Annotated in this window: 20 protein-coding genes; 9 read left to right on the top strand and 11 right to left on the bottom strand. The window is 60.6% G+C overall.

Annotated elements, in window-relative coordinates; translation table 11 throughout:
* The coding region (locus BLQ55_RS04710) for an OprD family outer membrane porin (RefSeq protein WP_143011691.1) at positions 1-515 on the bottom strand (515 nt) is incomplete at its 3' end.
* Positions 516-1329: 814 nt separating this feature from the next.
* On the opposite strand from BLQ55_RS04710, the gene BLQ55_RS04705 reads away from it, so the two are divergent.
* On the top strand, positions 1330-1698 hold the full coding sequence (locus BLQ55_RS04705) for a DUF6124 family protein (RefSeq protein WP_092252658.1): 369 nt from the start codon (positions 1330-1332) through the stop codon (positions 1696-1698).
* 94 nt (positions 1699-1792) lie between these two features.
* Here BLQ55_RS04705 and BLQ55_RS04700 read toward each other — a convergent pair whose 3' ends face one another.
* Together BLQ55_RS04700 and BLQ55_RS04695 are read right to left on the bottom strand one after the other, a co-directional pair.
* Positions 1793-2836, bottom strand: coding sequence for an RHS repeat-associated core domain-containing protein (locus tag BLQ55_RS04700; protein ID WP_092252656.1), 1044 nt, complete (start codon positions 2834-2836; stop codon positions 1793-1795).
* A gap of 216 nt (positions 2837-3052) precedes the next feature.
* Positions 3053-4126, bottom strand: a complete 1074-nt coding sequence (locus BLQ55_RS04695; RefSeq protein ID WP_092252654.1) for an RHS repeat-associated core domain-containing protein — start codon at positions 4124-4126, stop codon at positions 3053-3055.
* Positions 4127-4344: 218 nt separating this feature from the next.
* Here BLQ55_RS04695 and BLQ55_RS04690 point away from each other — a divergent pair, with 218 nt between their 5' ends.
* Positions 4345-4965: a TetR/AcrR family transcriptional regulator gene (locus tag BLQ55_RS04690; protein ID WP_092252653.1), complete on the top strand. Its 621-nt coding sequence runs from the start codon at positions 4345-4347 to the stop codon at positions 4963-4965.
* Positions 4966-5108: 143 nt separating this feature from the next.
* On the opposite strand, the gene preA is transcribed toward BLQ55_RS04690, so the two are convergent.
* The 3 genes from preA to hydA form a co-directional block, all read right to left on the bottom strand.
* On the bottom strand, positions 5109-6383 hold the full coding sequence (gene preA / locus BLQ55_RS04685) for an NAD-dependent dihydropyrimidine dehydrogenase subunit PreA (protein ID WP_092252651.1): 1275 nt from the start codon (positions 6381-6383) through the stop codon (positions 5109-5111).
* The gene (locus BLQ55_RS04680; protein ID WP_092252649.1) at positions 6384-7751 is read right to left on the bottom strand and encodes an NAD(P)-dependent oxidoreductase; all 1368 of its coding nucleotides are present in this window, start codon (positions 7749-7751) and stop codon (positions 6384-6386) included.
* A gap of 180 nt (positions 7752-7931) precedes the next feature.
* Positions 7932-9371: a dihydropyrimidinase gene (hydA, locus tag BLQ55_RS04675; RefSeq protein ID WP_092252647.1), complete on the bottom strand. Its 1440-nt coding sequence runs from the start codon at positions 9369-9371 to the stop codon at positions 7932-7934.
* A 608-nt stretch (positions 9372-9979) separates the two neighbouring features.
* On the opposite strand from hydA, the gene BLQ55_RS04670 reads away from it, so the two are divergent.
* On the top strand, positions 9980-11458 hold the full coding sequence (locus BLQ55_RS04670; protein ID WP_092252645.1) for an NCS1 family nucleobase:cation symporter-1: 1479 nt from the start codon (positions 9980-9982) through the stop codon (positions 11456-11458).
* A 151-nt stretch (positions 11459-11609) separates the two neighbouring features.
* A complete protein-coding gene (locus BLQ55_RS04665; RefSeq protein WP_092252643.1) occupies positions 11610-12893 on the top strand; it encodes a Zn-dependent hydrolase in 1284 nt (427 codons plus the stop codon).
* Positions 12894-12957: 64 nt separating this feature from the next.
* Here BLQ55_RS04665 and BLQ55_RS04660 read toward each other — a convergent pair whose 3' ends face one another.
* Positions 12958-13416 (bottom strand): REP-associated tyrosine transposase, encoded by a 459-nt coding sequence (locus BLQ55_RS04660; RefSeq protein WP_092252641.1) that lies wholly within the window; start codon positions 13414-13416, stop codon positions 12958-12960.
* 340 nt (positions 13417-13756) lie between these two features.
* Here BLQ55_RS04660 and BLQ55_RS04655 point away from each other — a divergent pair, with 340 nt between their 5' ends.
* Positions 13757-15241, top strand: coding sequence for a PAS domain S-box protein (locus tag BLQ55_RS04655; RefSeq protein WP_092204833.1), 1485 nt, complete (start codon positions 13757-13759; stop codon positions 15239-15241).
* Between the two features lie 239 nt (positions 15242-15480).
* A complete protein-coding gene (locus BLQ55_RS04650) occupies positions 15481-15726 on the top strand; it encodes a DUF1652 domain-containing protein (protein ID WP_092204834.1) in 246 nt (81 codons plus the stop codon).
* Positions 15727-15760: 34 nt separating this feature from the next.
* Here BLQ55_RS04650 and BLQ55_RS04645 read toward each other — a convergent pair whose 3' ends face one another.
* Together BLQ55_RS04645 and BLQ55_RS04640 are read right to left on the bottom strand one after the other, a co-directional pair.
* Positions 15761-17146, bottom strand: coding sequence for a sensor histidine kinase (locus tag BLQ55_RS04645; RefSeq protein ID WP_092204835.1), 1386 nt, complete (start codon positions 17144-17146; stop codon positions 15761-15763).
* Positions 17124-17807, bottom strand: a complete 684-nt coding sequence (locus BLQ55_RS04640; protein WP_053122824.1) for a response regulator transcription factor — start codon at positions 17805-17807, stop codon at positions 17124-17126. Before BLQ55_RS04640 ends, BLQ55_RS04645 begins: the two co-directional genes overlap by 23 nt.
* 276 nt (positions 17808-18083) lie before the next feature.
* Here BLQ55_RS04640 and hcnA point away from each other — a divergent pair, with 276 nt between their 5' ends.
* Genes hcnA through hcnC form a run of 3 tightly spaced genes read left to right on the top strand, consistent with a single transcriptional unit; the run spans position 18084 to position 21068 of the window.
* Positions 18084-18407: a cyanide-forming glycine dehydrogenase subunit HcnA gene (gene hcnA, locus BLQ55_RS04630; RefSeq protein ID WP_092252681.1), complete on the top strand. Its 324-nt coding sequence runs from the start codon at positions 18084-18086 to the stop codon at positions 18405-18407.
* Complete coding sequence (gene hcnB, locus BLQ55_RS04625; protein WP_092252637.1) at positions 18404-19813, top strand: cyanide-forming glycine dehydrogenase subunit HcnB; 1410 nt, start codon at positions 18404-18406, stop codon at positions 19811-19813. The genes hcnA and hcnB overlap by 4 nt, the downstream gene beginning before the upstream one ends.
* Positions 19806-21068: a cyanide-forming glycine dehydrogenase subunit HcnC gene (gene hcnC, locus BLQ55_RS04620; RefSeq protein ID WP_092204838.1), complete on the top strand. Its 1263-nt coding sequence runs from the start codon at positions 19806-19808 to the stop codon at positions 21066-21068. Before hcnB ends, hcnC begins: the two co-directional genes overlap by 8 nt.
* 225 nt (positions 21069-21293) lie before the next feature.
* On the opposite strand, the gene BLQ55_RS04615 is transcribed toward hcnC, so the two are convergent.
* Positions 21294-21905 (bottom strand): glutathione S-transferase, encoded by a 612-nt coding sequence (locus BLQ55_RS04615; protein WP_092252635.1) that lies wholly within the window; start codon positions 21903-21905, stop codon positions 21294-21296.
* 29 nt (positions 21906-21934) lie between these two features.
* Entirely contained in the window at positions 21935-22858 is a 924-nt protein-coding gene (locus BLQ55_RS04610; protein WP_003202885.1) for a MurR/RpiR family transcriptional regulator, read from the bottom strand.
* Positions 22859-23088: the final 230 nt, after the last annotated feature.

Here is a 23088-nt window from a genome sequence, read left to right as displayed (position 1 = left end):
GTTTGCGGCAGGGAACGGCCGTCGTCGGAGCGCAGGATCGGCAGCACCGGCATCCACTCGCCGACCTTCAACTCGGTCTTCGACACCTTGGCCTTTAGGGCCACGCCCAGACGACCGAAATCATCGGCAGGACGACCGTCGTCATGCACCGGCAGCAACTGCGTACCCGCGGTGCCACGGCCGCCGTCGAGCTTGACCGAGTACAGGCCCAGCACGTCCACGCCGAAACCGACCACGCCCTGGGTGAAGCCGGACTTGGCGTCGAGGATGAAGTTCTGGGTCCACTCCTCGGCTTTGCCCTGGGCGTTGTTCGGGTTGGTGAAGTTGCGGTTGAAGTAGGCGTTGCGCAGGTTCAGCGTGGCCTTGGCGTCATCGACGAAGCCTTCGGCGCTGGCGGCCGTTGGTAGAAAGGCGGCAAGGCCGCTGCAACCGAGCAGGACCAGGGCGGGGCTGGCATTGAGAAGGGTACGGCGGTTTGGACGTTGATCGGGCGAAAAACGGACACGTGTGCTCACTATGACGCTCCCTACTTTTTTGTTGTTTTTATTTTTGTCATACGTCGTCGTACAACATGGGAGGGATTATTTGGAAGCGGCTGCTCATTGTCAACTGGCCATTATCGGAATTGTCCAACTCGGCTGTGCTTCAAGATGAGGCGTTTCAATGGCTGTTGCTGGACGAGGTCAAGATCGCAGGCCGTGGCGCCGGGCAGATTTGTGGTTTTAAGATAGTGGGGAGGGTGCTTGGTTGTGCGATGACTGGTCTAAGACATTAGTCGAATGCCCGCGCGCTCATGGACGGTGAGGTCTCTTGTGGCGAGGGGATTTTATCCCCGCTGGGCTGCGCAGCAGCCCTAAAGACGGCTGAATGCAATCAGCCTGACACACCGCTGCGACAGTAATTGGGGCTGCTTCGCAGCCCAGCGGGGATAAATCCCCTCGCCACAGGTGTGTGGTTGACCCTATTCCCAGTCTAAACAGGGCTGTGTTTATTCAGATGTAGGATCGTTCTGGATCGGGCTACGTCGTCTTGCGCCATTACCTACACCTGCGCCAGAATCCGCCGGCTTGTGCGCCTGGGGGGCAGGGCTCTATCGTTTCCGGGTCGCTGATTGAATCAGTGATCGGGTTTGGTAGCCCGGGCTGTCGGTGCATAGTGTCATCGCTTGCGAGTGCAATCACGCACTTCGCTTTTTGGTGGCCATGCGCAGGGCCTCTTCGGAGGCGCCGGCTCCGATGCCCGGTCTACCAACCTTCGTATGGCCGCCACCCTAATTCGTTTGGTAGCGAGAGGGTGTTGGCTCCCTTCTACAGCATCGGAGCTTCAACTATGTTCAAAGTAACTCCCAACCCACCGAACACCGATCCAGCCTCGCCGCGCAAAAAAACCAAGCCCCAAAAACACGACGAAGTCACCGACCGCGTCCTCGACCATTACCTGAACCCCAAGCCGGATAAGCCTGAAACGGATCCTGCCCCCGGCCAGCTCTTCACCGTCAACAAAGACATCGACACCGAAAGCCTGCTCGCCAACCTCAGCGAAACCCTGGCCTCGGCCCATGCCATGGTCAATGACCTGGCCTTCGACCTGGACGGTTCACGCCGACATTTCCTCCTGGGCATCCAACAACTGATCGAACTGGGCAGCCTGCTAGCCAACCGCGCGCTGGACAGCATCGAAACCCGTCAGCCGACATAACCCCGTGGTGAGGGAGCATCAGAAACACCATTAAGTGTGGGACGAACCAGCTCGCAATGGGTGACTTGAACGGGGCTCTGGATAAGGCGGCAGGTCATCTTGGAGGTGAGTTGCCTTGGGTGCGAATGTTTACAACCTCTTCTCCAAGTTGGATTCTAGTGTATATATCCTCTTTAAGGAGAAGCCTGGCACGGTCGGATTCCGCCAGTGCGGAGAAAATCTGCGCTCTTGTGGCGGTAGAAGTATTAAGCTTTGTTATGCGGCCTAACGTTGAGAGATGGGATTCTAGAAGTTCTGCATCTACCTTCATTTGAATAGGGCCCTTATTCAATATATGCTCGTCAAGATGGAGCGAATGTCTTAATAAAACAGGAAAGTCTGCGTCATCAGGGATAAGGCTCGCGGCGGGGAGATGCTCAGCGGTTAGCATCGATTGCCTAGGGGGTGCATTGTACAACTCTGTCCAATATTTTTGGGGTTTAGTGGATCCACCAGGGCGGGAGATGGCAACGGATGTAGAGGATAATGCTTCAATTTTATGCTTGGATGCATTTAGTAGCTTTTGAGCCTTTGTGAGTGGCGCCGTCGAGGGACGGGGTCGAATAGGAAAATGTCCACTTGGGTCATACCGATTGATTGGGTCCCCCTTGCAATAAGCATACGCATTGATCCCCCCCTCCCCAAACGGACTCAACTCATCCGGACTATTAAACCGCATCAACACCGGATTAAAAGCCCGATTCCCCTGTCCCAACAAATAGTGCCCGGTGATCGGCTCAGGCCGCTCGCCATTGAACCCGAGCAAACTGCTCAACCCACTTTCCCCCGTACGGTGACCGTAGGCGGTATAGGCCATCCGTTGCAAATCTGCGTCCGTCACCGCCGTCAACGGCGAACGCTGTTGATCCGTCGCCAACAGTGTCGTCTCGGTCACACCGATGACACTCAGCCGCTGAGCCAGCGGCTGTTCCCCGTTGCGCACGATCGTGAGCTGTGCCTCGCTGTCGATTTCATTGACCAGTTCGTTGTTCTGATAGAAGCGTTGTGTACCGGGATGCCCGAGCGGTGTCAGGCCTGTGAGGCGATCCAGTGGATCGTAGTGATAGCGGCATAGGATGTTTTTCGACGAAGCTGACATGGACTGGGTCTCCCGGGTGCGCTCGGTCGTGTCAGGCTCAGGTATTTTTCGAAAGGCGTCTACTAGCAGAACTGTTAGTCATCGTAGTGTGTAGCAGGCGGCGTTGGGGCAAGAACACTGATTTTCTTGTCGCCATTAAGCCCCAATCATACTCAGCTGAGAATAACTGCTATGCTTGGCTTTTTTGACTATGAAAGAGTCGGATCTGAATTTTTTCTATTGTCTCCGAAGTCTCTCTATCTTATCTGCGAAAGTTATTTCCACAATATTTTGCTTAAGGCGCTTTAAAGCGTGGCTCATATTGTTCTTTGCGAGAGCGAGGTCCTTCCGAGGTGTGTTTCTCAAGTAAATTCTTTCTACTGCATCTTTGTGTGAGTAGTAGCTTTCCCAATACTTCTCGTGTCCCAGACTCGGGCTGTGTGGTTGCATATGTTTATCATAATAGCGAGCATCTTCTGCAAGGTTTGTCTTGTCATCATAATTTTGCTGCTGCTTCTTGTTTCTTTCTACAATTTTTGATTGTTTCTCTCTAGGCTTTCCCTCTGGAGGTAGTTTAATCTTCCAACGTGTTTCGTCGGAAGGAGCTATTGGCGTGCGATTGCTTGGGTCAGTAGCGGAAGTGGCTGCAACAGAGGTGTGATGTGACGAATTTCGAGGAGGGCGAGAAATAGTTTTTGACGAAGAGGCCAATGTTCTTAGTGTCCCCGGTGGGTCTGTCCATGGCCTAAAATAAACAGGTTTGGACACCCATGGTTGTAATATATTCCCACTCGGATCATACCAATTAACCGGATCCCCCCCACAATAAGCATACGCATTGATCCCCCCATCACCAAAAGGACTCAACTCATCCGGACTATTGAACCGCATCAACACCGGATTGAACGCCCGATTACCCTGTCCCAACAAATAGTGCCCGGTGATCGGTTCAGGCCGCTCGCCATTGAAACCCAGCAAGCTGCTCAAGCCACTGTCCCCCGTACGGTGACCGTAGGCGGTATAGGCCATCCGTTGCAAATCTGCGTCCGTCACCGCCGTCAACGGCGAGCGCTGTTGATCCGTCGCCAACAGTGTCGTCTCGGTCACACCGATGACACTCAGCCGCTGAGCCAGCGGCTGTTCCCCGTTGCGCACGATCGTGAGCTGTGCCTCGCTGTCGATTTCATTGACCAGTTCGTTGTTCTGATAGAAGCGTTGTGTACCGGGCTGCCCCAGCGGTGTCAGGCCTGTGAGGCGATCCAGTGGATCGTAGTGATAGCGGCACAGTATGTTTTTCGATGAAGCTGACATGGACTAGATCTCCTAGGCGCGCTCGGCCTGTGTCAGGCTCGGGTATTTCTCGGAGGACGTCTACTAGCAGAACTGTTAGTCCGGGATAGGAGGGCATTAGATAACTCAGGTGAGGCTGATGACGTTATCGCGAGCAGGTTCGCTCCCGCAGGGATCCCCAGTGTTATCAAAAGTGGGTGAATGCTAGTCTTGAGCAACGCTGTTGCCAGGGAGCCCTCATGGGCAATCACAAGATCGAGATTCGTCGCAGTAACGTCGAGAAAATCCTGTTGGCCGCCGAGAAGGTCTTTGCCGAGAAAGGCTTCGGCAGCACCGCCATGGCCGACATCGCCGCCGAAGTGCAGTTACCGCGTTCCAACCTGCATTACTACTTCAGCACCAAGAGTGAACTGTACAGCGCCGTGCTGTTCGATCTGCTGGAGGTGTGGAAGCAGGATGCCTTGTGCTTCGAAATGTTTGACGACCCGCGGGTGGTGCTCAGCAGCTACATCCGCGCCAAGATGAACCACTCCCGTAGCCGGCCCTACGGCTCTAAGGTCTGGGCCAACGAAATTATCCACGGTGCCCCGGCCCTGGGCCAGGCACTGGATGCCAGCCTCTATGACTGGGCCAAGATGAAGGAAGCGAAAATCCGCCAGTGGGTGGAGGACAAACGCATCCTCCCGGTGGAGCCCTCGAGCCTGCTCTACATGATCTGGGCCTCGACCCAGCACTACGCCGACTTCGACCACCAGATCAATATCCTCAACGACCACCAGCCGCTGTCCGACATGCAATTCGAACGGGCGGTGCAGACGGTGACCGGGGTGATTTTGCGGGGGATCGGGTTGGAGCCTTGAGAATTTTTGGTGAGGCTGATGGCCTCATCGCGAGCAGGCTCGCTCCCACAGGGGCCGGTGATTAACACAAAATTTGTGTTCACCAAAAATCCGATGTGGGAGCGAGCTTGCTCGCGATGGCGCCAGTCCAGACACCCCAACCTTCAAGCGGTTACATGATAGGGATTGCGCGGATCATGGTTCCAATCCAGAAACGGCTTGCCGGTGTCCACCGTCACCATTTCGATGCAGTCCTGCACCGGGCAGGTGATCTGGCACAGGTTGCAACCCACGCACTCTTCATCGATCACTTCATATTTACGCGTGCCGTCCGCCTGCTTGAGGCTGGCGATGGCCTGGTGTGAGGTGTCTTCGCAAGCGATGTGGCAGCGCCCGCAACCGATGCAGGCCTCCTGGTCGATCTTGGCGATGACCTGGTAGTTGATGTCCAGGTACTTCCAGTCAGTGGTGTTGCCCATTGCGCGACCGGAGAACGCTTGCAGATTGGCGTGACCCTGGCTGTCCATCCAACGTGACAGGCCATCCTTCATCTCTTCGACGATGCGAAAACCATGCAGCATCGCCGCCGTGCAGACCTGCACCGCGCCGCTGCCCAGGGCGATGAATTCCGCCGCGTCGCGCCAACTGCCGATGCCGCCAATGCCGCAGATCGGCAAGCCTTGGGTCTGCGGGTCGCGGGCGATTTCGGCGACCATGTTCAAGGCGATGGGCTTGACCGCCGAACCGCAGTAACCGCCATGGGTGCTCTGGCTGCCGACGCTGGGCAGGGCGACCATGCGGTCCAGGTCGACGCTGGTGATGGAGTTGATGGTGTTGATCAACGACACCGCGTCCGCACCGCCCCGATGGGCCGCCCGGGCGGCGACGCGGATGTCGGTGATGTTCGGCGTGAGCTTGACGATCACCGGCAGCGAGCAATAGGTCTTGCACCAGCGGGTCACTTGCTCGACGTACTCCGGCACCTGGCCGACCGCCGCGCCCATGCCCCGTTCCGGCATGCCGTGGGGGCAGCCGAAGTTCAGCTCAATGCCGTCGGCACCAGTGGCTTCCACCAGGGGCAGGATGCGTTTCCAGGATTCTTCGACGCAGGGCACCATCAGCGACACGATCAACGCCCGGTCCGGCCAGTCCTTTTTCACCTGGGTGATTTCCCGCAGGTTGATTTCCAGGGAACGGTCGGTGATCAGCTCGATGTTGTTGATGCCCAACACCTCGCGATTGGCACCGTAGTGGGCCGAATAACGCGAAGATACATTCACCGCCGCTGGATCCTCACCGAGGGTTTTCCAGACCACGCCACCCCAGCCGGCCTCGAAGGCGCGGACGACGTTATAGGCCTTGTCGGTGGGTGGCGCGGAGGCCAGCCAGAACGGGTTGGGCGCTTTGATGCCGGCGAAGACAATCGACAGATCGGCCATTTACGCAGCCTCCACGTTAAGCATCAGTTGAGCGTTGATCGCCTCGGCGGCGAGCTTGCCGTGCTGCACGGCCTGCACGGTGAGGTCCTGGTCCAGGCTGGTGCAATCGCCGCCGGCGTAGACACCGGGTACGCTGGTGCGCAGGTGTTCGTCCACCAGAATTCGCCCGTCCTGGCGCTTGAGCTCTCGGGCCAGTGGGTCCACCAGTGCGTGGTCATCGAAGGCTTGGCCGATGGCTTTGAAAACAGCGTCGGCGGCCAGGTCGAAGGTCTCGGCACCGATGACCAGCCGACCGTTTTCCAGATGGGTACGGGAAAAGCGCATGCCGCGCACATGCCCGGCGTCATCGAGCAACACCTGTTGCGGTTGGGCCCAGGTCAGCAGACGCACCTGGTTAGCCTTGGCGATGTCTTGCTCATGCAAGGTGGCCCCCATGTCCTCGAGGCCGCGACGGTAGACCAGGCTGACGTCCCGGGCGCCGAGGCGAGCCATCTGCACGGCCATGTCGATGGCGGTGTTGCCGGCACCGAGCACGATGCAGCGGTCGGCCAGCGGCAACTGGCTGAGGTCTTCGGCCTGGCGCAGTTCGCGGATGTACTCGGTGGCGGCCAGCAGCCCCGGCGCCTGCTCGTCGCTCAGGCCCAGTTGTTTGCTGGCGGCCAGGCCGAGGCCGAGGAACACGGCGTCGAACTGCTGGTGCAGGTCGCTCAGGCTCAGGTTCTCGCCGAGTTTCTGGCCGTGACGGATTTCGATGCCGCCGATGCCCAGCAGGAAATCCAGCTCGCGTTGGGCGTAATCGTCCACCAGTTTGTACTTGGCGATCCCGTATTCGTTGAGACCGCCGGCCTTGTCCCGGGCTTCGAAAATCACCACGTCATGGCCGTGCATCGCACTGCGGTGTGCACACGCCAGTCCCGCCGGCCCGGCCCCGACCACGGCGATGCGCTTGCCAGTGGTGGCGGCACGCTTGAACGGGTGTTCGCTGAAGTGGGCATTGTCCACTGCATAGCGTTGCAGTTGGCCGATCAATACCGGCGCGCACTCATGGGCGTTATTGCGCACGCAGGCTTGCTGGCACAGGACCTCCGTGGGGCAGACCCGGGCGCAACTGCCGCCGAGGATGTTGGCCGAGAGGATTTTCTGGGCCGCGCCTTGGACGTTGTCGTGGTGGATGTTGCGAATGAACGAAGGAATATCGATCTCGCTCGGACAGGCGTTCACGCAGGGCGCGTCGTAGCAGTACAGGCAGCGAGATGCTTCCAGGTGGGCCTGGCGTGCATTGAGCGGAGGCGTCAGGTCGCTGAAGCGGGCGGCGAGGGTGGCCGGGTCTTCCTGGGAGTGGGGGAGGTGACTCAAGGGCTGGATCATGGAGTGGGCCTCACGGTGTTTGAGGTGCTGCCTCTGGTGGGCAGTGGTTTTTCGGTGTCTGGACTGGCCTTATCGCGAGCAAGCTCGCTCCCACAGGGGATCTGCAGTGCCCATGGCTTTCGCATTCACTCAAATCCAATGTGGGAGCGAGCTTGCTCGCGATTGGCCGAAGGCCTGGGTTCAGCGCTTCACGGCAACCGGCCTGTGCAACTCCGCCCGCTTGCTCAGCAAATCGAACACCGCCGGGTACGCCGGCCGTTCGATGTAGCGCCCGGCGCCGCGCTCGGCCCGCAGGTCGCCGTCGGCCCACACCAGCCGACCCTGGCTGATGGTGTGGCTGGGCACGCCGCGCACGGTCTTGCCTTCGAAGATGTTGAAGTCCACTTGCTGGTGATGGGTCTTGGCTGAGATCGTGCGGCTGCCCTGGGGATCCCAGAGCACCAGGTCCGCATCGGCGCCGACGCGAATCGCCCCCTTGCGTGGGTAGAGGTTGAAGATCTTCGCGGTGTTGGTGGAGGTGAGGGCGACGAAGTCCTGCATCGACAATTTGCCGCTATTGACCCCCTCGTCCCAGAGCACCGCCATGCGGTCTTCGATCCCGGCGGTGCCGTTGGGGATCTTGCTGAAGTCGTCACGCCCGGCAGCCTTCTGTTCGGCGCAGAAGCAGCAGTGGTCGGTGGCGGTGGTGTGCAGGTTGCCGGACTGCAAGCCGTGCCAGAGTGCCTCTTGATGCCCGCGTGGGCGGAAGGGCGGGCTCATCACGTAGCCGGCGGCGGTCTGCCAGTCGGGATTGCGATAGACACTGTCGTCCAGCAACAGATGCCCGGCCAGTACTTCACCGTAGACCGGCTGGCCCTTGCTGCGGGCGTAGGTGATTTCGTCCAGGGCTTCCTTGGTGGACACGTGCACCAGGTACAGCGGCGTGCCCAGGGTTTCGGCGATGCGGATGGCGCGGCTCGCGGCTTCGCCTTCCACTTGCGAAGGGCGTGACAACGGATGGGCTTCGGGGCCGGTGATGCCCTGGGCCAGCAACTTGCGTTGCAGGTGGTAGACCAGTTCGCCATTCTCGGCGTGCACGGTGGGCACCGCGCCCAGTTCCAGGCAGCGCTCGAAGCTCGCCACCAAGGTGTCGTCGGCGGCCATGATTGCGTTCTTGTAGGCCATGAAATGCTTGAAGCTGTTCACCCCGTGATGGCTGACCAGTTCGGCCATTTCTTCGCGGACCTGTTCGCTCCACCAGGTGATCGCCACGTGGAAACCGTAGTCGCTGGCGCTTTTTTCGGCCCAGCCGCGCCATTGGTGAAAGGCTTCCATCAACGACTGCTGGGGGTTGGGAATCACGAAGTCGATGATCGAGGTGGTGCCGCCGGCGAGACCCGCCGCCGTGCCGCTGAAGAAGTCTTCACTGGCGACCGTGCCCATGAATGGCAACTGCATATGCGTATGGGGATCGATGCCGCCGGGCATCAGGTATTGACCGCTGCCATCGAGCACTTCGACAGCGGCGGGAACATCCAGGTTGTCACCGATGGCCTTGATCACGCCGTCGGCGCAAAACACATCGGCGCGATAACTTTCATCATGGGTAATAACGGTGGCGCCACGGATCAACAGAGACATTCCGAGTTCCTCGCAGGCATGACCGACTGTTGCCGGTTCTTTATGTTTTATCGATCACGGTAGGTAAAGTCGTGCCGGTTTATATTCTTGTCACAACTGTCAGGATTAGACGCTAGCTGGAGTTTATGAAATGAGCAAGATTATTTTTTATAAGCTTATGCGTTAATTAAGATATTGAAATTAAAGGATTAATTTATTGATTCACCAAAATGGTGAGGCTGCTCACCATTTTGACGCACTTGACAGGATCGTTATTTGAGCGAGATTTGTCATGGTAAATCAGCGGCTTGAAAGCGTTGCAAGTGCGGTCTAGACACCTCGCGTCGATCCGGGGTGCACCACTTTGAATCCCCCACTCGACAGGGCGTGAAGGTCATCTAGCCTCAAGGGCGGTAAGCAGGGAGTGAAACAAGGCAATAACGTGGCGTTAAAACGTTAAACATCAAAAGGTTGAAAGGGTTATATCGATCATCCGGTCAGCTCGGCGCATTATCCGGCACGGTTATTGAGTGCCGTCGTGGGTCTGGCGGGGTGGTCGGTAGCACGCGTGCAAGTACTCCGGCCATCGCCCGTCGATGAGCAAAAATAATGAAAACAGTGGAGCGGACATGACCAGATCAACAGTGACCGAGCGCGACGGATTGTTCGAGCTTGAAGCCGGCAGCGACGTCCTCGACAGCCCCCGTTATAACCACGACATCGCGCCGACCAAGGTGCACGAGCGAACCTGGAACAAATGGCACATCACCGCACTGTGGGTGGGCATGGCGATCTGCGTGCCGACCTACACCCTAGGCGGCGTGCTCACCGCCTATTTCGGCCTGACGGTGGGCGAGGCGCTGCTGGCGATTCTGTTTGCCAACATCATCGTGCTGATCCCCCTGACCCTGAATGCCTTCGCCGGGACCAAGTACGGCATTCCGTTTCCGGTGCTGTTGCGCTCGTCCTTTGGTGTCATCGGTTCCAACGTGCCGTGCCTGATCCGCGCCCTGGTGGCGTGCGGCTGGTTCGGCATCCAGACGATGTTCGGCGGGCTGGCGATCCACCTGTTTCTCGGCTCGGTGTTCGACGGCTGGAAAAACCTGGGCGGCACCGGCGAAGTGATCGGCTTCATGGTGTTCTGGGTCATCAACCTGTGGGTGGTGTTGCGCGGCGCCGAGTCGATCAAGTGGCTGGAAACCTTGTCTGCGCCGCTGCTGGTGCTGGTGGGCGTCGGTCTGTTGGTGTGGGCATTGCCCAACGTTTCATTGACTGAACTGATGGCGGTCCCGGCCAAGCGACCCGAAGGCGCGGGGGTGACCGGCTATTTCCTCGCCGGGCTGACGGCCATGGTCGGTTTCTGGGCCACCCTGTCGTTGAACATTCCAGACTTCAGCCGGTATGCCAAGAGCCAGAAAGACCAAGTCGTGGGGCAGATCATCGGCCTGCCGTTGACCATGTTCCTGTTCGCCTCCCTTGGCGTGGTCATGACCGCCGCCTCGGAAAAACTGGTGGGGGTGACCGTCTCCGACCCGGTGACCTTGATCGGGCACATCCAGAGCCCGGTGTGGGTGGCGCTGGCCATGGTGCTGATCATCGTCGCCACGCTGTCGACCAACACCGCCGCCAACATCGTTTCGCCCACCAACGACTTCCAGAACCTGGCGCCGAAACTGATCGGCCGCACCAAGGCCGTGATGCTCACCGGGCTGGTGGGGCTGGCGCTGATGGCCCACGAACTGTTGAAGAAACTCGGCCTGATCGTCTCCGAGGTCAGCCTGGAGTCGGTCTATTCCAATTGGTTGCTGGGCTATTCCAGCCTGCTGGGGCCGATTGCCGGGATTATGGTGGTGGATTATTTCCTGATCAAGAAACAGCAACTGGACCTGGCCGGGTTGTACCGCGACGACATTTACCCGGCGTGGAACTGGAACGGCTTCATCGCCTTTGGCGTGCCGGTGGTGCTGACCTTGTTGTCCCTGGGCAGCGACGCGTTCAGTTGGTTCTACAGCTACGGCTGGTTCACCGGCTCGGCGCTGGGTGGGGTGATTTATTACGGGTTGTGCAGTCTGCGAACGAGCCCGTCCGTCGCTAAAACCGCGGTGTGAGGGAGGGCCTCATCGCGAGCAGGCTCGCTCCCACATTGGATTTGGGTGGATGCAAAGTCTGTGTTCACAACAGATCCCCTGTGGGAGCGAGCTTGCTCGCGATAGCGGCCTCAAGTACACCGAAAACATGCCTGAAAAAATGGAGATTCCCATGAACGCAGCCATCGACGTCCTGCAATCCACCCACCCGCACATCAACCGCGACCGCCTGTGGCAGTCGCTCATGGACCTGGCCCAGCTCGGTGCCACGGTCAAAGGCGGTGTGTGCCGGCTGGCCCTGACCGACCTCGACCGCCAGGCCCGCGACCTGTTCGTGCAATGGACCCAGGCGGCGGGCTGCACCGTCAGCATCGATGGGGTGGGCAATATCTTCGCCCGTCGCCCGGGGCGCAATCCGAACCTGCCACCGGTCATGACCGGCAGCCACATCGACACCCAACCCACCGGCGGCAAGTTCGACGGCTGCTTTGGCGTACTGTCCGGCCTGGAGGTGCTGCGCACCCTCAATGACCTGAACATCGAGACCGAAGCGCCGTTGGAGGTGGTGGTCTGGACCAATGAAGAAGGCTCGCGCTTCGCCCCGTGCATGATGGGCTCCGGGGTGTTCGCCGAGAAATTCACCCTCGAAGAAACCCTCGCCAAGACCGACGCCGAGGGCATCAGCGTGGGCCAGGCGCTCAATGCCATCGGCTATGCCGGCCCGCGCCCGGTCAGTGGGCATCCGGTGGGGGCGTATTTCGAGGCGCACATCGAACAGGGGCCGATCCTCGAGGACGAGGGCAAGACCATCGGCGTGGTGATGGGCGCCCTGGGGCAGAAGTGGTTCGACCTGACTTTGCGGGGCGTCGAGGCTCACGCCGGCCCGACCCCGATGCACCTGCGCAAGGACGCCCTGGTGGGGGCGTCGATCATCGTCGGCGCCGTCAACCGCGCCGCCCTCGGTCATCAGCCCCATGCCTGCGGCACGGTCGGTTGCCTGCAGACCTATCCGGGCTCGCGCAACGTGATCCCCGGCGAGGTGCGCATGACCCTGGATTTCCGTCATCTCGAACCGGCTCGCCTGGATTCGATGATCGTCGAGGTCAAGCAAGTGATCGAAGACACCTGCCGGCAGCACGGCCTGACCTTCGATTTGAAACCCACCGCCGACTTCCCACCGCTGTATTTCGACCAAGGCTGCGTCGACGCCGTGCGCGGGGCCGCCCAAGGGCTGGGCCTGTCCCACCTGGACATCGTCAGCGGTGCCGGCCATGACGCGATCTTCCTCGCCGAACTGGGCCCGGCCGGGATGATCTTCGTGCCCTGCGAAGGCGGTATCAGCCACAACGAAATCGAAAACGCCGCCCCCGACGATCTCGCCGCCGGCTGCGCGGTGTTGCTGCGAGCGATGCTGGCGGCCTCCCAGGCGATTGCCGAGGGGCGCATGGCGGCGTGAAGGGTAGAAGATCGCAGCTGAACGTTTATATAGGAGCTGGCGAAGCCTGCGATCTTTTTACTCTTCAAACCCAAATGGCATCCCACAGGGGATAGTCACCAATACGCCTCACCAATCCGGCACGCAACGGATTGCTGATGATGTACCTTGCAGCATCTTTCAGATCCTCCTCTTTGCGTAGCGCACGATCATGGTAGCCCCGCTGCCATAGTCGGCCATGCTGGTAACGAGCAAGATTGACAGCTCGGCTGCTGCGAGATTTGATGCGGCTCATTAACTCGGCCAGGCTGCCACTGTGCAATTGTGCTAGCCAATGTACATGATCCGGCATCACTACCCAGGCAAGGGAGGTTGCCATTGAGACTTCTTCGGCACTGCGCAACTGATCGACGAGTAGCCGTCCCAGTTGCCAATCTCTAAAAATAGGCTGGCGCTGGTACACAACGGCGGTCAATAGATAGATTCGGTCGTGCTCACTAACTCGACCTTTACGCAAACGACATCCATGTGCTGCGGTGGGCATTGCGTGATCTCCAAAAAAATAGGTAGATCATCAAAAATTAGTCGTTGCGACGAAGGACGCTTGAAAAAGCAATTGCGCAATATTTCAGTGCGCATAGATTTCTGTAGGAGCTGGCGGAGCCTGCGATCTCTTGATCTTGATCTTGATCTTGATCTTGATCTTGATCTTGATCTTGATCTTGATCTTGATCTTTCGCTCTCGACTCAATTGGTAATGGAAAGATCGCAGCCTCGTTGCACTCGACAGCTCCTACACGGTTCCTACGCCGCTGCTACAGGGAACGTGTCATCACTGGGGGTGGTCGTAACTTCCATGCGCGCCTGAATCACATGGAGACCCAATGAATCAGCAAGTCCCGACCACCGATACCAACCGTCGTCAATTACTGCAGATCATTGCCGGACTGTCCGACGGGGTGATGTTGATCGAGGTCGACCAGACCATTGCCTGGGCCAACGCGGCGGCCTTGACCATGCACGGGGTCGAGGACCTCAGTGAACTGGGCGCCACGGCCCGGCAATACGCCCAGCGGTTCAATTTGCGTTACCGCAACAATCATCCGCTGACAGAAGACAACTACCCCATCGCCCGGGTTGCCCGTGGCGATGAGTTCAGCGATGTGTTGGTGGAAGTCACGCCCCAGGCCGACCCGGATCGCACCTGGGTGCATCGGATCCGCAGCATGGTCCTGGCCGACCGCAACGGCGAGCCGGAACTGCTCGTGTTGATCCTCAGCGATGCCACCGAATGGGCCAGCGCCGAGCAGCGTTTCGAGAAAACCTTTGGGGCCAACCCGGCGCCGGCAGTGATCTGTCGCCTCAGCGACCTGCGCTACATCAAGGTCAATCCGGGGTTCCTGGAGATGACCGGCTACAGCCGCGAGCAGGTGATCGGGCGTTCGGTGTATGAACTGGATGTGCTCGAAGCCGCCGAAAAGCGCGACCTGGCTGTCGAGCGCCTGGGCCAGGGCGCGACGATTCCGCAGATGCAGGCCGAGTTGAAATTGCCCGATGGCACCAGCAAGCAGGTGGTCGTCGCCGGTCAGCCCCTGGACCTGCATGACGAAGACTGCATGCTGTTTTCCTTCATGGACATGGAGCCGCGCCGCAAGGCGGAAACGGCGCTGCGCCAGAGCGAGGAGCGTTTTGCCAAGTCGTTCCGCCTGTCGCCCGTGCCCACCCTGGTGTGCAGCGCCGAACAACAATTGCTGGAAATCAACGAAGCGTTCCTCCAGACCACCGGTTACGCCAGCGAAGAGTTGCTGGGTAAGACCGTGGAGGAGATCGGTTTTCTCGACCCGGACGCCGGCGCCGCGCTGTTTGCCCGGTTGGAAAAGGCCGCCGCGGTCTCCAGTATCGACGTCAAGGTGCATAAGAAGGGCGGTGAGCTCATCGATTGTGAGGTCGCCGCCGACACGGTGCTTATCCAGGACAAGCCCTGTTACCTGTTGGTGCTGATGAACATCACCGAACGCAAGCGCTCGGAGCTGGAGCTGGTGGCGGCCATCGAGGAGGTGATGAAAGACGCGTCCTGGTTCAGCCGGACCCTGATTGAAAAACTGGCCAACGTGAAGAGCATCAACGCCCAGGTGCCGAGCGTGTCATTCACCGAGCTGACGGCCCGGGAACGGGACGTGCTGGGCCTGATCTGCGAGGGGCTGGCAGACAAGGAAATCGCCGCGCGGCTGAAGCTGGCGCCCAACACCGTGCGCAATCACGTGGCGACCCTGTATTCGAAGCTGGATGTCCACAGCCGCAGCGAGGCGATTGTCTGGGCGCGAGAGCGGGGTTTGTTCTCCGGCGAATGGCGAATGAAGGCACCATGATAGCCAGTGCAAATGCACCGGGCGTACTGGTGCAAATTCGGGTTTTGCATGGGGGGGCGGTTCCTTAGGCTATGGGGGTGCGACATCGTTCGTGATGTCGCGTCCCCGCGAAACACTCAAGGAATATGCCACGATGTGCAGTGAACGAACCCGATACGAGCGCGACAGGATATCTATTCGGACCAGGAGGTCGGTGCTGTCCACCGTTCATTTGTCCCTTCAGGGCTGAGGTGCATCGCATGACCCATTTGGCCCCCTTGCGTGCCCGTCTCGAAGAAAGCTTCACGCCGCTGGCCTGCGAATGCAGCCTCAATGGCGACGGCACCCTCACCGTGCGTCTGTATCACCGTGAAAGCGGCGAGGTGGATTTGGTGGTGAGCGGCATGAGTGTCGACAGCGTCCGTTCGGAAGAAAGTATCGCGAAGTTGATCGATGAGCTGCGCTATGAACTGCAAAACACCCCGCTGCATCGCAGTGAGCTCTGACAGATAAAGATCACCCCCCACTTCCCACCCTTGGCTACAACAATGGCCCCCGGCAATCGAGCACCAACCGCGCACCGCCGTGTTCGCTGCTGCCCACCTCCAACGTAAACCCGTGCAGGTTGACGATCGCTGCGACGATCGACAGGCCCAGGCCGAATCCGCCGTGCTGGCTGCTGCCCTCTGCACGGTAGAAACGGCGGAACACCGCCTTGCGCTCCGCCTCGGGGATACCCGGGCCGGAGTCGAGCACTTCGATGCGCGTGCTATCGCCCTGGTCGACCCCACGCAGGATCACTGTGCCCCCCGGCGGGGTGAACTTGATGGAGTTGCTCAGCAGGTTCGACACGGCCTCGAACAGCAAGGCGCGGTCGCCGTTGAGCAGGGGCAGGGCGTCGGGCGCCTCCAGGATGAAGGTCAGTTCGCGTTCCTCGGCCAGGGGCAGGTAAAAATCATGCAACTCCTGCAATAACTGCAACGGATCGAGGCGTACGAAGCCCGAGCGCCGTTGCTGGTCTTCCAGTTCGGAAATCCGCAACAAGCCGCGAAACCGCGCCATCAGCGTGTCGGTCTCGGCGATCACCTGGTCCATCTGCAAGGCCTCGGGGGAGCCGTCCGGCGCTTGCTGCTGGATGCGATAAAGCTGGGCACGCAGGCGCGTCAGCGGGGTGCGCAGGTCATGGGCGATGTTGTCGCACACGCCTTTGACCTCATTCATCAGGCGCTCGATGCGCTCGAGCATGGCATTGACGATCGCCGCCAGCATGTCCAGCTCATCGCGCCGGCTCGACAGCGGCAGGCGATGGGTCAGGTCGCCGGCGACGATGGCTTCGGCGCTGGCCTGCAACTGGCGAATCCGTTGTAGCGGTCGGCGGCGTAGCAGGTGCCAGCCAGCGATGCCCGGCAGGATGGTCAGCGATACGCCCCAGAACAGCGCGTGCAAGATGATCCGTGTCACCGCGAACAGCGAGCCGTTGTCCCGGGCCAGGACCAGCCAGCGTCCGTCCTGAGTCCGGGTCGCCACCGCGTCGCAGCTGTCGGAAGGCACGCCCGGGTCATCGGAGTCGACGCAGCCGCCGAGCATGTGGATCTTGCCGTCAAGGGGCAGGTCGGCGGGTACCCGCAGGATCGGCCCGCTCAAATGGCGCAGTTGCGGATCGAACAGCCCGTAGGCGTCGACACCGCGCTCGTCCAGCGTCAGGCTGGCCATGAGCGCATCTTCCAGCTGATCGCCGTGGATCCGGGCGAACAGGTGCTGGCGCTGCATCAGGGAGTGTTTGGCCAGGCTGTCGAGGTAGCCAAACACTTCGTAATACATCACCCCCATCAGGATCGCGCTCCAGATCACGAACAGCGAACTGTACAGCGCCAGCAGGCGGCTGCTGGAGGAGCGCCAGCCCTTAGCGGGGTTCAGCAATGACATAGCCGGAACCCCGTACCGTGCGAATCAGCGGTTCCAGGCCCGGTGGGTCGATTTTCTTGCGCAGGCGGCCGATGTGGACGTCGATCAGGTTGGTGCCGGGGTCGAAGTGATAGCCCCAGACTTCCTCGAAAATCATCATGCGCGAGAGGATTTGCCCGCTGTTGCGCATCAGGAATTCCAGCAGCTTGTATTCGGTGGGCAACAGGCTCAGCAACTGCCCGTTGCGGCTGGCTTCGCGGCTGATCAGGTTCAGTTCCAGGTCGGCCACCCGCAGCGCGGTTTCCGGTTCGCGGGTGCCATTGTTGCGCCGCAGCAGCACTTCGACCCGGGCGGCCATTTCGTCGGTGGCGAACGGCTTGGTCAGGTAATCGTCGCCGCCGGCCCGCAGGCCACGCACGCGCTCATCCACATCGGAAAGGGCGCTGATCATCAGGATTGGCGTGGCCACGCCCATGGTGCGCAGCGTGGTGACGATCACCAGCCCGTCGAGCTCTGGCAGCATGCGGTCCAGCGTGATCAGGTCGTAGTCGCCGCTGACCGCCCGTTCCAGGCCTTCGCGACCGTTGTCGACCCAATCGACGTCCAGGCCGTTGCGGGTCAGCTCGGCCACGATTTCACGGGCGGTCACGGCGTCGTCTTCGATGGTCAGGATGCGGTTCATGGGCGGTACCGTGTGGGGAAGTTGGAGCGATTGCGCAGCATTCTGCCAAAAATTACCTGTCGGCTTTCTGAAAAAAAGTTCATGGACCGGCACGCCGATTCGCTGGCCTGGATCAACACTTGGTCACAAATTATCCCTAACATGAATTTCGCTCGCACTATCATGTCGCGTCTGTTGCCCCGCCTCGGTGCGCTGTTGCCGGGTACCGACGCGAATCGGTGGATGTGTGCCGCAAGGAGCCGAAACCTCACTGAACCTTCAAGGAAGAGCTGCATGATGCAACCTCAAGACGTTCTACGCCGAACATTCGATATCCAACCGTTGACCCGCGCCGACATGACGGTGCGCCTGGACGGGCAAGTCGTCAACGCCGCCCACGGGGAAACCGTCCTCACCGTCATCCAGTCCCTGGGGCAACGCCAGGTCGCCCGCAACGACCACGACCAGATCAGCGGCGCCTACTGCGGCATGGGCGTATGCCAGTGCTGCCTGGTCAAGATCGACGGCCGCCACAAGCGCCGCGCCTGCCAGACCCCGGTGCGCCCTGGCATGCAGATCGAAACCCGGGCCAACCGCTTGACCGAAACGGAGGCGCCATGAGCCTCGATCCGGTGATTGTCGGCGGTGGGCCGGCGGGCATGGCTGCGGCCATCGAGCTGGCCACCCACGGGGTGCGTTGCACCTTGCTCGAAGAAGCGCCGCGCCTCGGCGGCGTCGTGTACCGCGGGCCGCTGCGCGACGGCGTCAGCCTGGATTACCTGGGGCCGCGCTACAGCGAATCCCTGGAAAAGCTCCACGGAGAATACCAGCGCCACGCCGGGTTGATCGAGGTGCGATTGGGCAACCGTGTCATCGGTGCCGAAGGCTTCCGGGCGTTGATGCTGCTGGATGCCGACGAGCGCCTGGGCGAGCTCGCCTATTCCCATCTGGTCCTGGCGGCCGGTTGTCACGAACGCAGCGTGCCGTTTCCTGGCTGGACGCTGCCGGGGGTGATGATGCTCGGGGGCCTGCAATTGCAGATCAAGAGTGGCGTGGTCCGGCCACCGAGCCCGGTGGTGATCGCCGGCACGGGGCCGTTGCTGCCGCTGGTGGCTTGCCAGCTGCACGCTTCGGGCGTGGCGGTGGCGGGTGTCTTCGAAGCCTGTGGGTTCGGCCGGATCGCCAAGGAAAGCCTGGCGTTGCTGAACAAGCCGCAGTTGTTCCTCGACGGCCTGAGCATGCTGGCCTATCTCAAGCTCAATCGCATTCCTGTGCGCTATGGCTGGGGCGTGGTGCAGGCTGACGGCGAGGGTGAGTTGAGCCACGTCACCGTCGCGCCTTATTCCGCGACCTGGGAGCCGGACCTCAAACGCGCCGAACAGGTGCCGGCCCAGACCCTCGCGGTCGGCTACGGTTTTATCCCGCGGACTCAATTGAGCCAGCAGATGGGCCTGGAGCACGGTTTCAGCGAGGACGGCTATTTGCGGGCCGTGTCCGATGCCTGGCAACAAAGCAGCGAAGCGCACATTCACCTGGCCGGCGACATGGGCGGGATCCGTGGCGGTGAAGCGGCCATGCTCAGCGGGCGCATCGCGGCGTTGTCGATCCTCATGCAACGCAACGTGCTGGATCCGTCCACGGCACTGGCCCACCGGGAGCGCTACCAGGCGCAACTGGCGCGGATCATTCGCTTTCGCGCCGCCGTGGATCGCTACACCCAGCGTGGTGCCGGGCAAACCGCGTTGCCAGCCGCCGACACGGTGATCTGCCGCTGCGAGCACGCCACCCGCGCCGACATCGACCGGGCGCTGGAGCAGGGCGTGCAAGACATGGCCAGCCTGAAGATGCGCACCCGCGTGAGCATGGGCGATTGCCAGGGACGGATGTGCGTCGGCTACTGCAGCGACCGCTTGCGCGAAGCCACCGGGCGCGCCGACGTGGGTTGGCTGCGGCCGCGTTTCCCCATCGATCCGATACCCTTTTCAGCGTTCCAGAACGCCGGCACGGAGGCCGTTTCCCATGATTAAGGACTACGACGTGGTCATCGCCGGTGGCGGTGTGATCGGGGCCTCGTGTGCCTATCAACTGTCCAAGCGCAAACACCTGAAGATCGCCCTGATCGACGCCAAGCGCCCCGGCAACGCGACCCGCGCCTCGGCGGGTGGGCTGTGGGCCATCGGTGAGTCGGTGGGCCTGGGTTGCGGGGTGATCTTCTTTCGCATGATGTCGGCCAACCGCAAGCGCCAGACCCAGGGCGCCGCCGTGGCGGTGGATGCCAGCACGCCGCACATCCTGCCGCAGTCGTTCTTCGAGTTCGCCTTGCAGTCCAATGCGATGTACCCGCAGTTGCACCGCGAATTGATCGACCGCCATGGCATGGATTTCAAGTTCGAGGAGACCGGGCTCAAGTTCGTGATCTACGACGACGAAGACCGTTTGTACGCCGAGCACATCGTCGCCTGCATTCCTCATCTGGCGGACCAGGTGCGCTGGCTTGACCAGGCGGCCTTGCGCGCAGCGGAGCCGAATGTGAGCCATGAGGCCCTGGGCGCCCTGGAGTTTCTCTGCGATCACCAGCTCAGCCCGTTCCGCCTGGCCGACGCCTACACCGAAGGCGCCCGGCAGAACGGCGTCGACCTGTTCTTCAACACCAACGTGACCGAGGTGTTGCGCAGCGGCACACGGGTGAGCGGGGTGCAAACCGCCGAGGCGGGGACCTTCCACTGCCGGACCCTGATCAACGCGGCCGGTGCCTGGGCGGCGGACCTGAGCGAGCAGGCCACCGGCGTGCGGATTCCGGTCAAGCCGGTCAAGGGCCAGATCCTGCTGACCGAGCGCATGCCGAAAATCCTCAACGGCTGCCTGACCACCAGCGACTGCTATGTGGCGCAGAAAGACAACGGTGAAATCCTCATCGGCAGCACCACCGAAGACAAAGGTTTCGACGTGACCACGACTTATCCGGAGATCGAAGGGCTGGTGCAAGGCGCGGTGCGCTGCATTCCGCAGTTGGTCGACATCAACCTGAAACGAACCTGGGCCGGCCTGCGCCCGGGTTCGCCTGATGAACTGCCGATCCTGGGGCCGATGCGCGGGGTGGAAGGCTATCTCAACGCGTGCGGCCATTTCCGCACCGGCATCCTGACCTCGGCCATCACCGGCGTGTTGCTGGACAAACTGGTCAACAACGAGCCCTTGCCGCTGGACATCACGCCATTCCTGGCGGACCGCTTCGAGGTGGCGCCGAGGGTTGTCGAGCCGAAGGAAGTGGAACTGGCCTGAGCAAATCCTGTGTGGGATCTGTGATCAATACATATCCCGTAGTCACCCGAAAACAAACTGTGGGAGTTGCGGTCAGTGCATATCCCGCAGACATCCGGGAACAAACTGTGGGAGCGAGCTTGCTCGCGATGGCGTCAGGTCAGTCAGTATCCTTGTTGACTGGTACACCGCTATCGCGAGCAAGCTCGCTCCCACAGGGATCCAGGGTGAATCGGAATCCTGCGGTCATTCCATCGGCGTGCTGACAAACGCCTCCAACCCTTCGGCATAGGCGGTGAACGCGCTGATCGATGGGAATGACTTGTCCTGCACCTGGTCCGGCACCACCAGGTTGGTGAAGCTCCAGGCCACTGCCACGGTGATGCCCGCCTGATCGAGTGTGCCGTCGGTGGCCAGGGGCTGTTTCACCAGTTCCTGTTCGAGCATGCCGTAGGCCGCCGCCAGTTGGCCTTCCACGCGTTCGACCCAAGGGGCATGTTGGATTTCTGTCGGCCGCAGGTTGCGTTCGTAGTAGATCTGCACCGACTTCTCGCACGCCGCCAGGGCCAGGCCGATCAGGCGCAGTGCGCGCAGACGTTGGCCACTGTCGACCGGCATCAGGCTTCTGCCCGGCGCGGCCAAGGCCTCGAGGTAGTCGATGATCAACGTGGAATCCATCAGCACATCGTCATCGTCCAGCACCAGGGTCGGGGCCTTGACCACCGGGTTGATGCGCTGGAATTGTTCGAAATGCCTGAACACCGAAACGGACTCGTGTTCCAGGGCAACCCCCAGGCACTTGGCGGAAATGGCGACGCGGCGCACGTAGGGCGAGTCCAGCATGCCGATCAGTTTCATGACATCTCCTTCAGAAAATCCTGCGGGCGTTAATCCTCGAACCCGACCTGTTCATGGATTTCGTCGACCTTGAGTTCCAGCCGGTAAGCCACGGCGATGAACAACGCCTGGCACAGGCACAACGTGGCGCTCAACGAACGAAAGGCGAACGAACTGCCTTCGTTCACCAGCAACACGGCGTTGGCCCGCTTGGCCAGGGGCGAGAGGTTGCTGTCGGTGATGATCAGGGTCTTGGCCTGGTGATGCTGGGCAATGCGCAGGCAGTGCTGGGTTTCCTTGCCGTAGGGCGTGAAGCTGATGGCGATGACCAGGTCATTGGCCCGCACACTGCGCATCTGCTCGCGATAGCTGCCGCCCAGGCCGGACACCAGGTGAATGCGTTTGTTGGTGTGTTGCAGGTTGTAGACCAGGTAATCGGCGACCGCGAACGAGCGGCGTACGCCCACCACATAGATATTGTCGGCGTTGACCACCAGGTCCACGGCCTTTTCGAACGCCTGGTCATCCAGCTCCAACCCCAGGCGCTCGATGCCCGACAGGGTCGCGTTGACGCACTCGCGGGCCAGGTCGCCGCCGCTGGCTTTCTGCGACTTGTTGGCGATCATGCTGCGGATACGCTGTTGGTAGTTCTGCACCGGCGTGGTCTTGTGGGTGTAGGCCTCGCGGAACAACGCCTGCATTTCGCTGAACCCGCTGAAGCCGAAGCGCTGGGAAAACCTGACGATGGCCGAGGGGTGCACTTCGCATTCCCGGGCGATGTCACTGATGCGGTCGACCATGATCCGGTCGCTCTGCTGGCTCATGTAGCTGGCGATGCGCTTGAGCTGGCGCGGCAGGCTTTCGTATTCGTCGGTGATCAGTTGCAGCAGGCGCTCGGCATTGATCGGTGGGCTCGGGAGGGCGGGTTCGGACGCGCTCTCGGATGGCGCCGGCAGATCATCGGGGCGGGTCATAGAAAATCCTTCTGGCTTGTTCTTATAGGGCGGCCCGAGAAAAGGCCGGCCCTCGACAATAGGTTGGCTGGTCGCAGTCTACAGCGTAGGCGCAGGGAAAATCATGGGCGGACAAATGTTGCAGCAGGTGCTGAAACGATGCACTGCGTCTGGTTCGCTGTGGTCATAGCGTATTGGAAAAAATATTCCACATAAAAAATTTATAGAATAATTATTGATTATTGCGCGCT

The sequence above is a fragment of the Pseudomonas sp. NFACC13-1 genome, from assembly GCF_900104425.1.
GTDB lineage: Bacteria > Pseudomonadota > Gammaproteobacteria > Pseudomonadales > Pseudomonadaceae > Aquipseudomonas > Aquipseudomonas fluorescens_AA.
The sequence above is the reverse complement of the archived record's forward strand: the minus strand, read 5'-3'. Positions and strand labels throughout refer to the sequence as shown.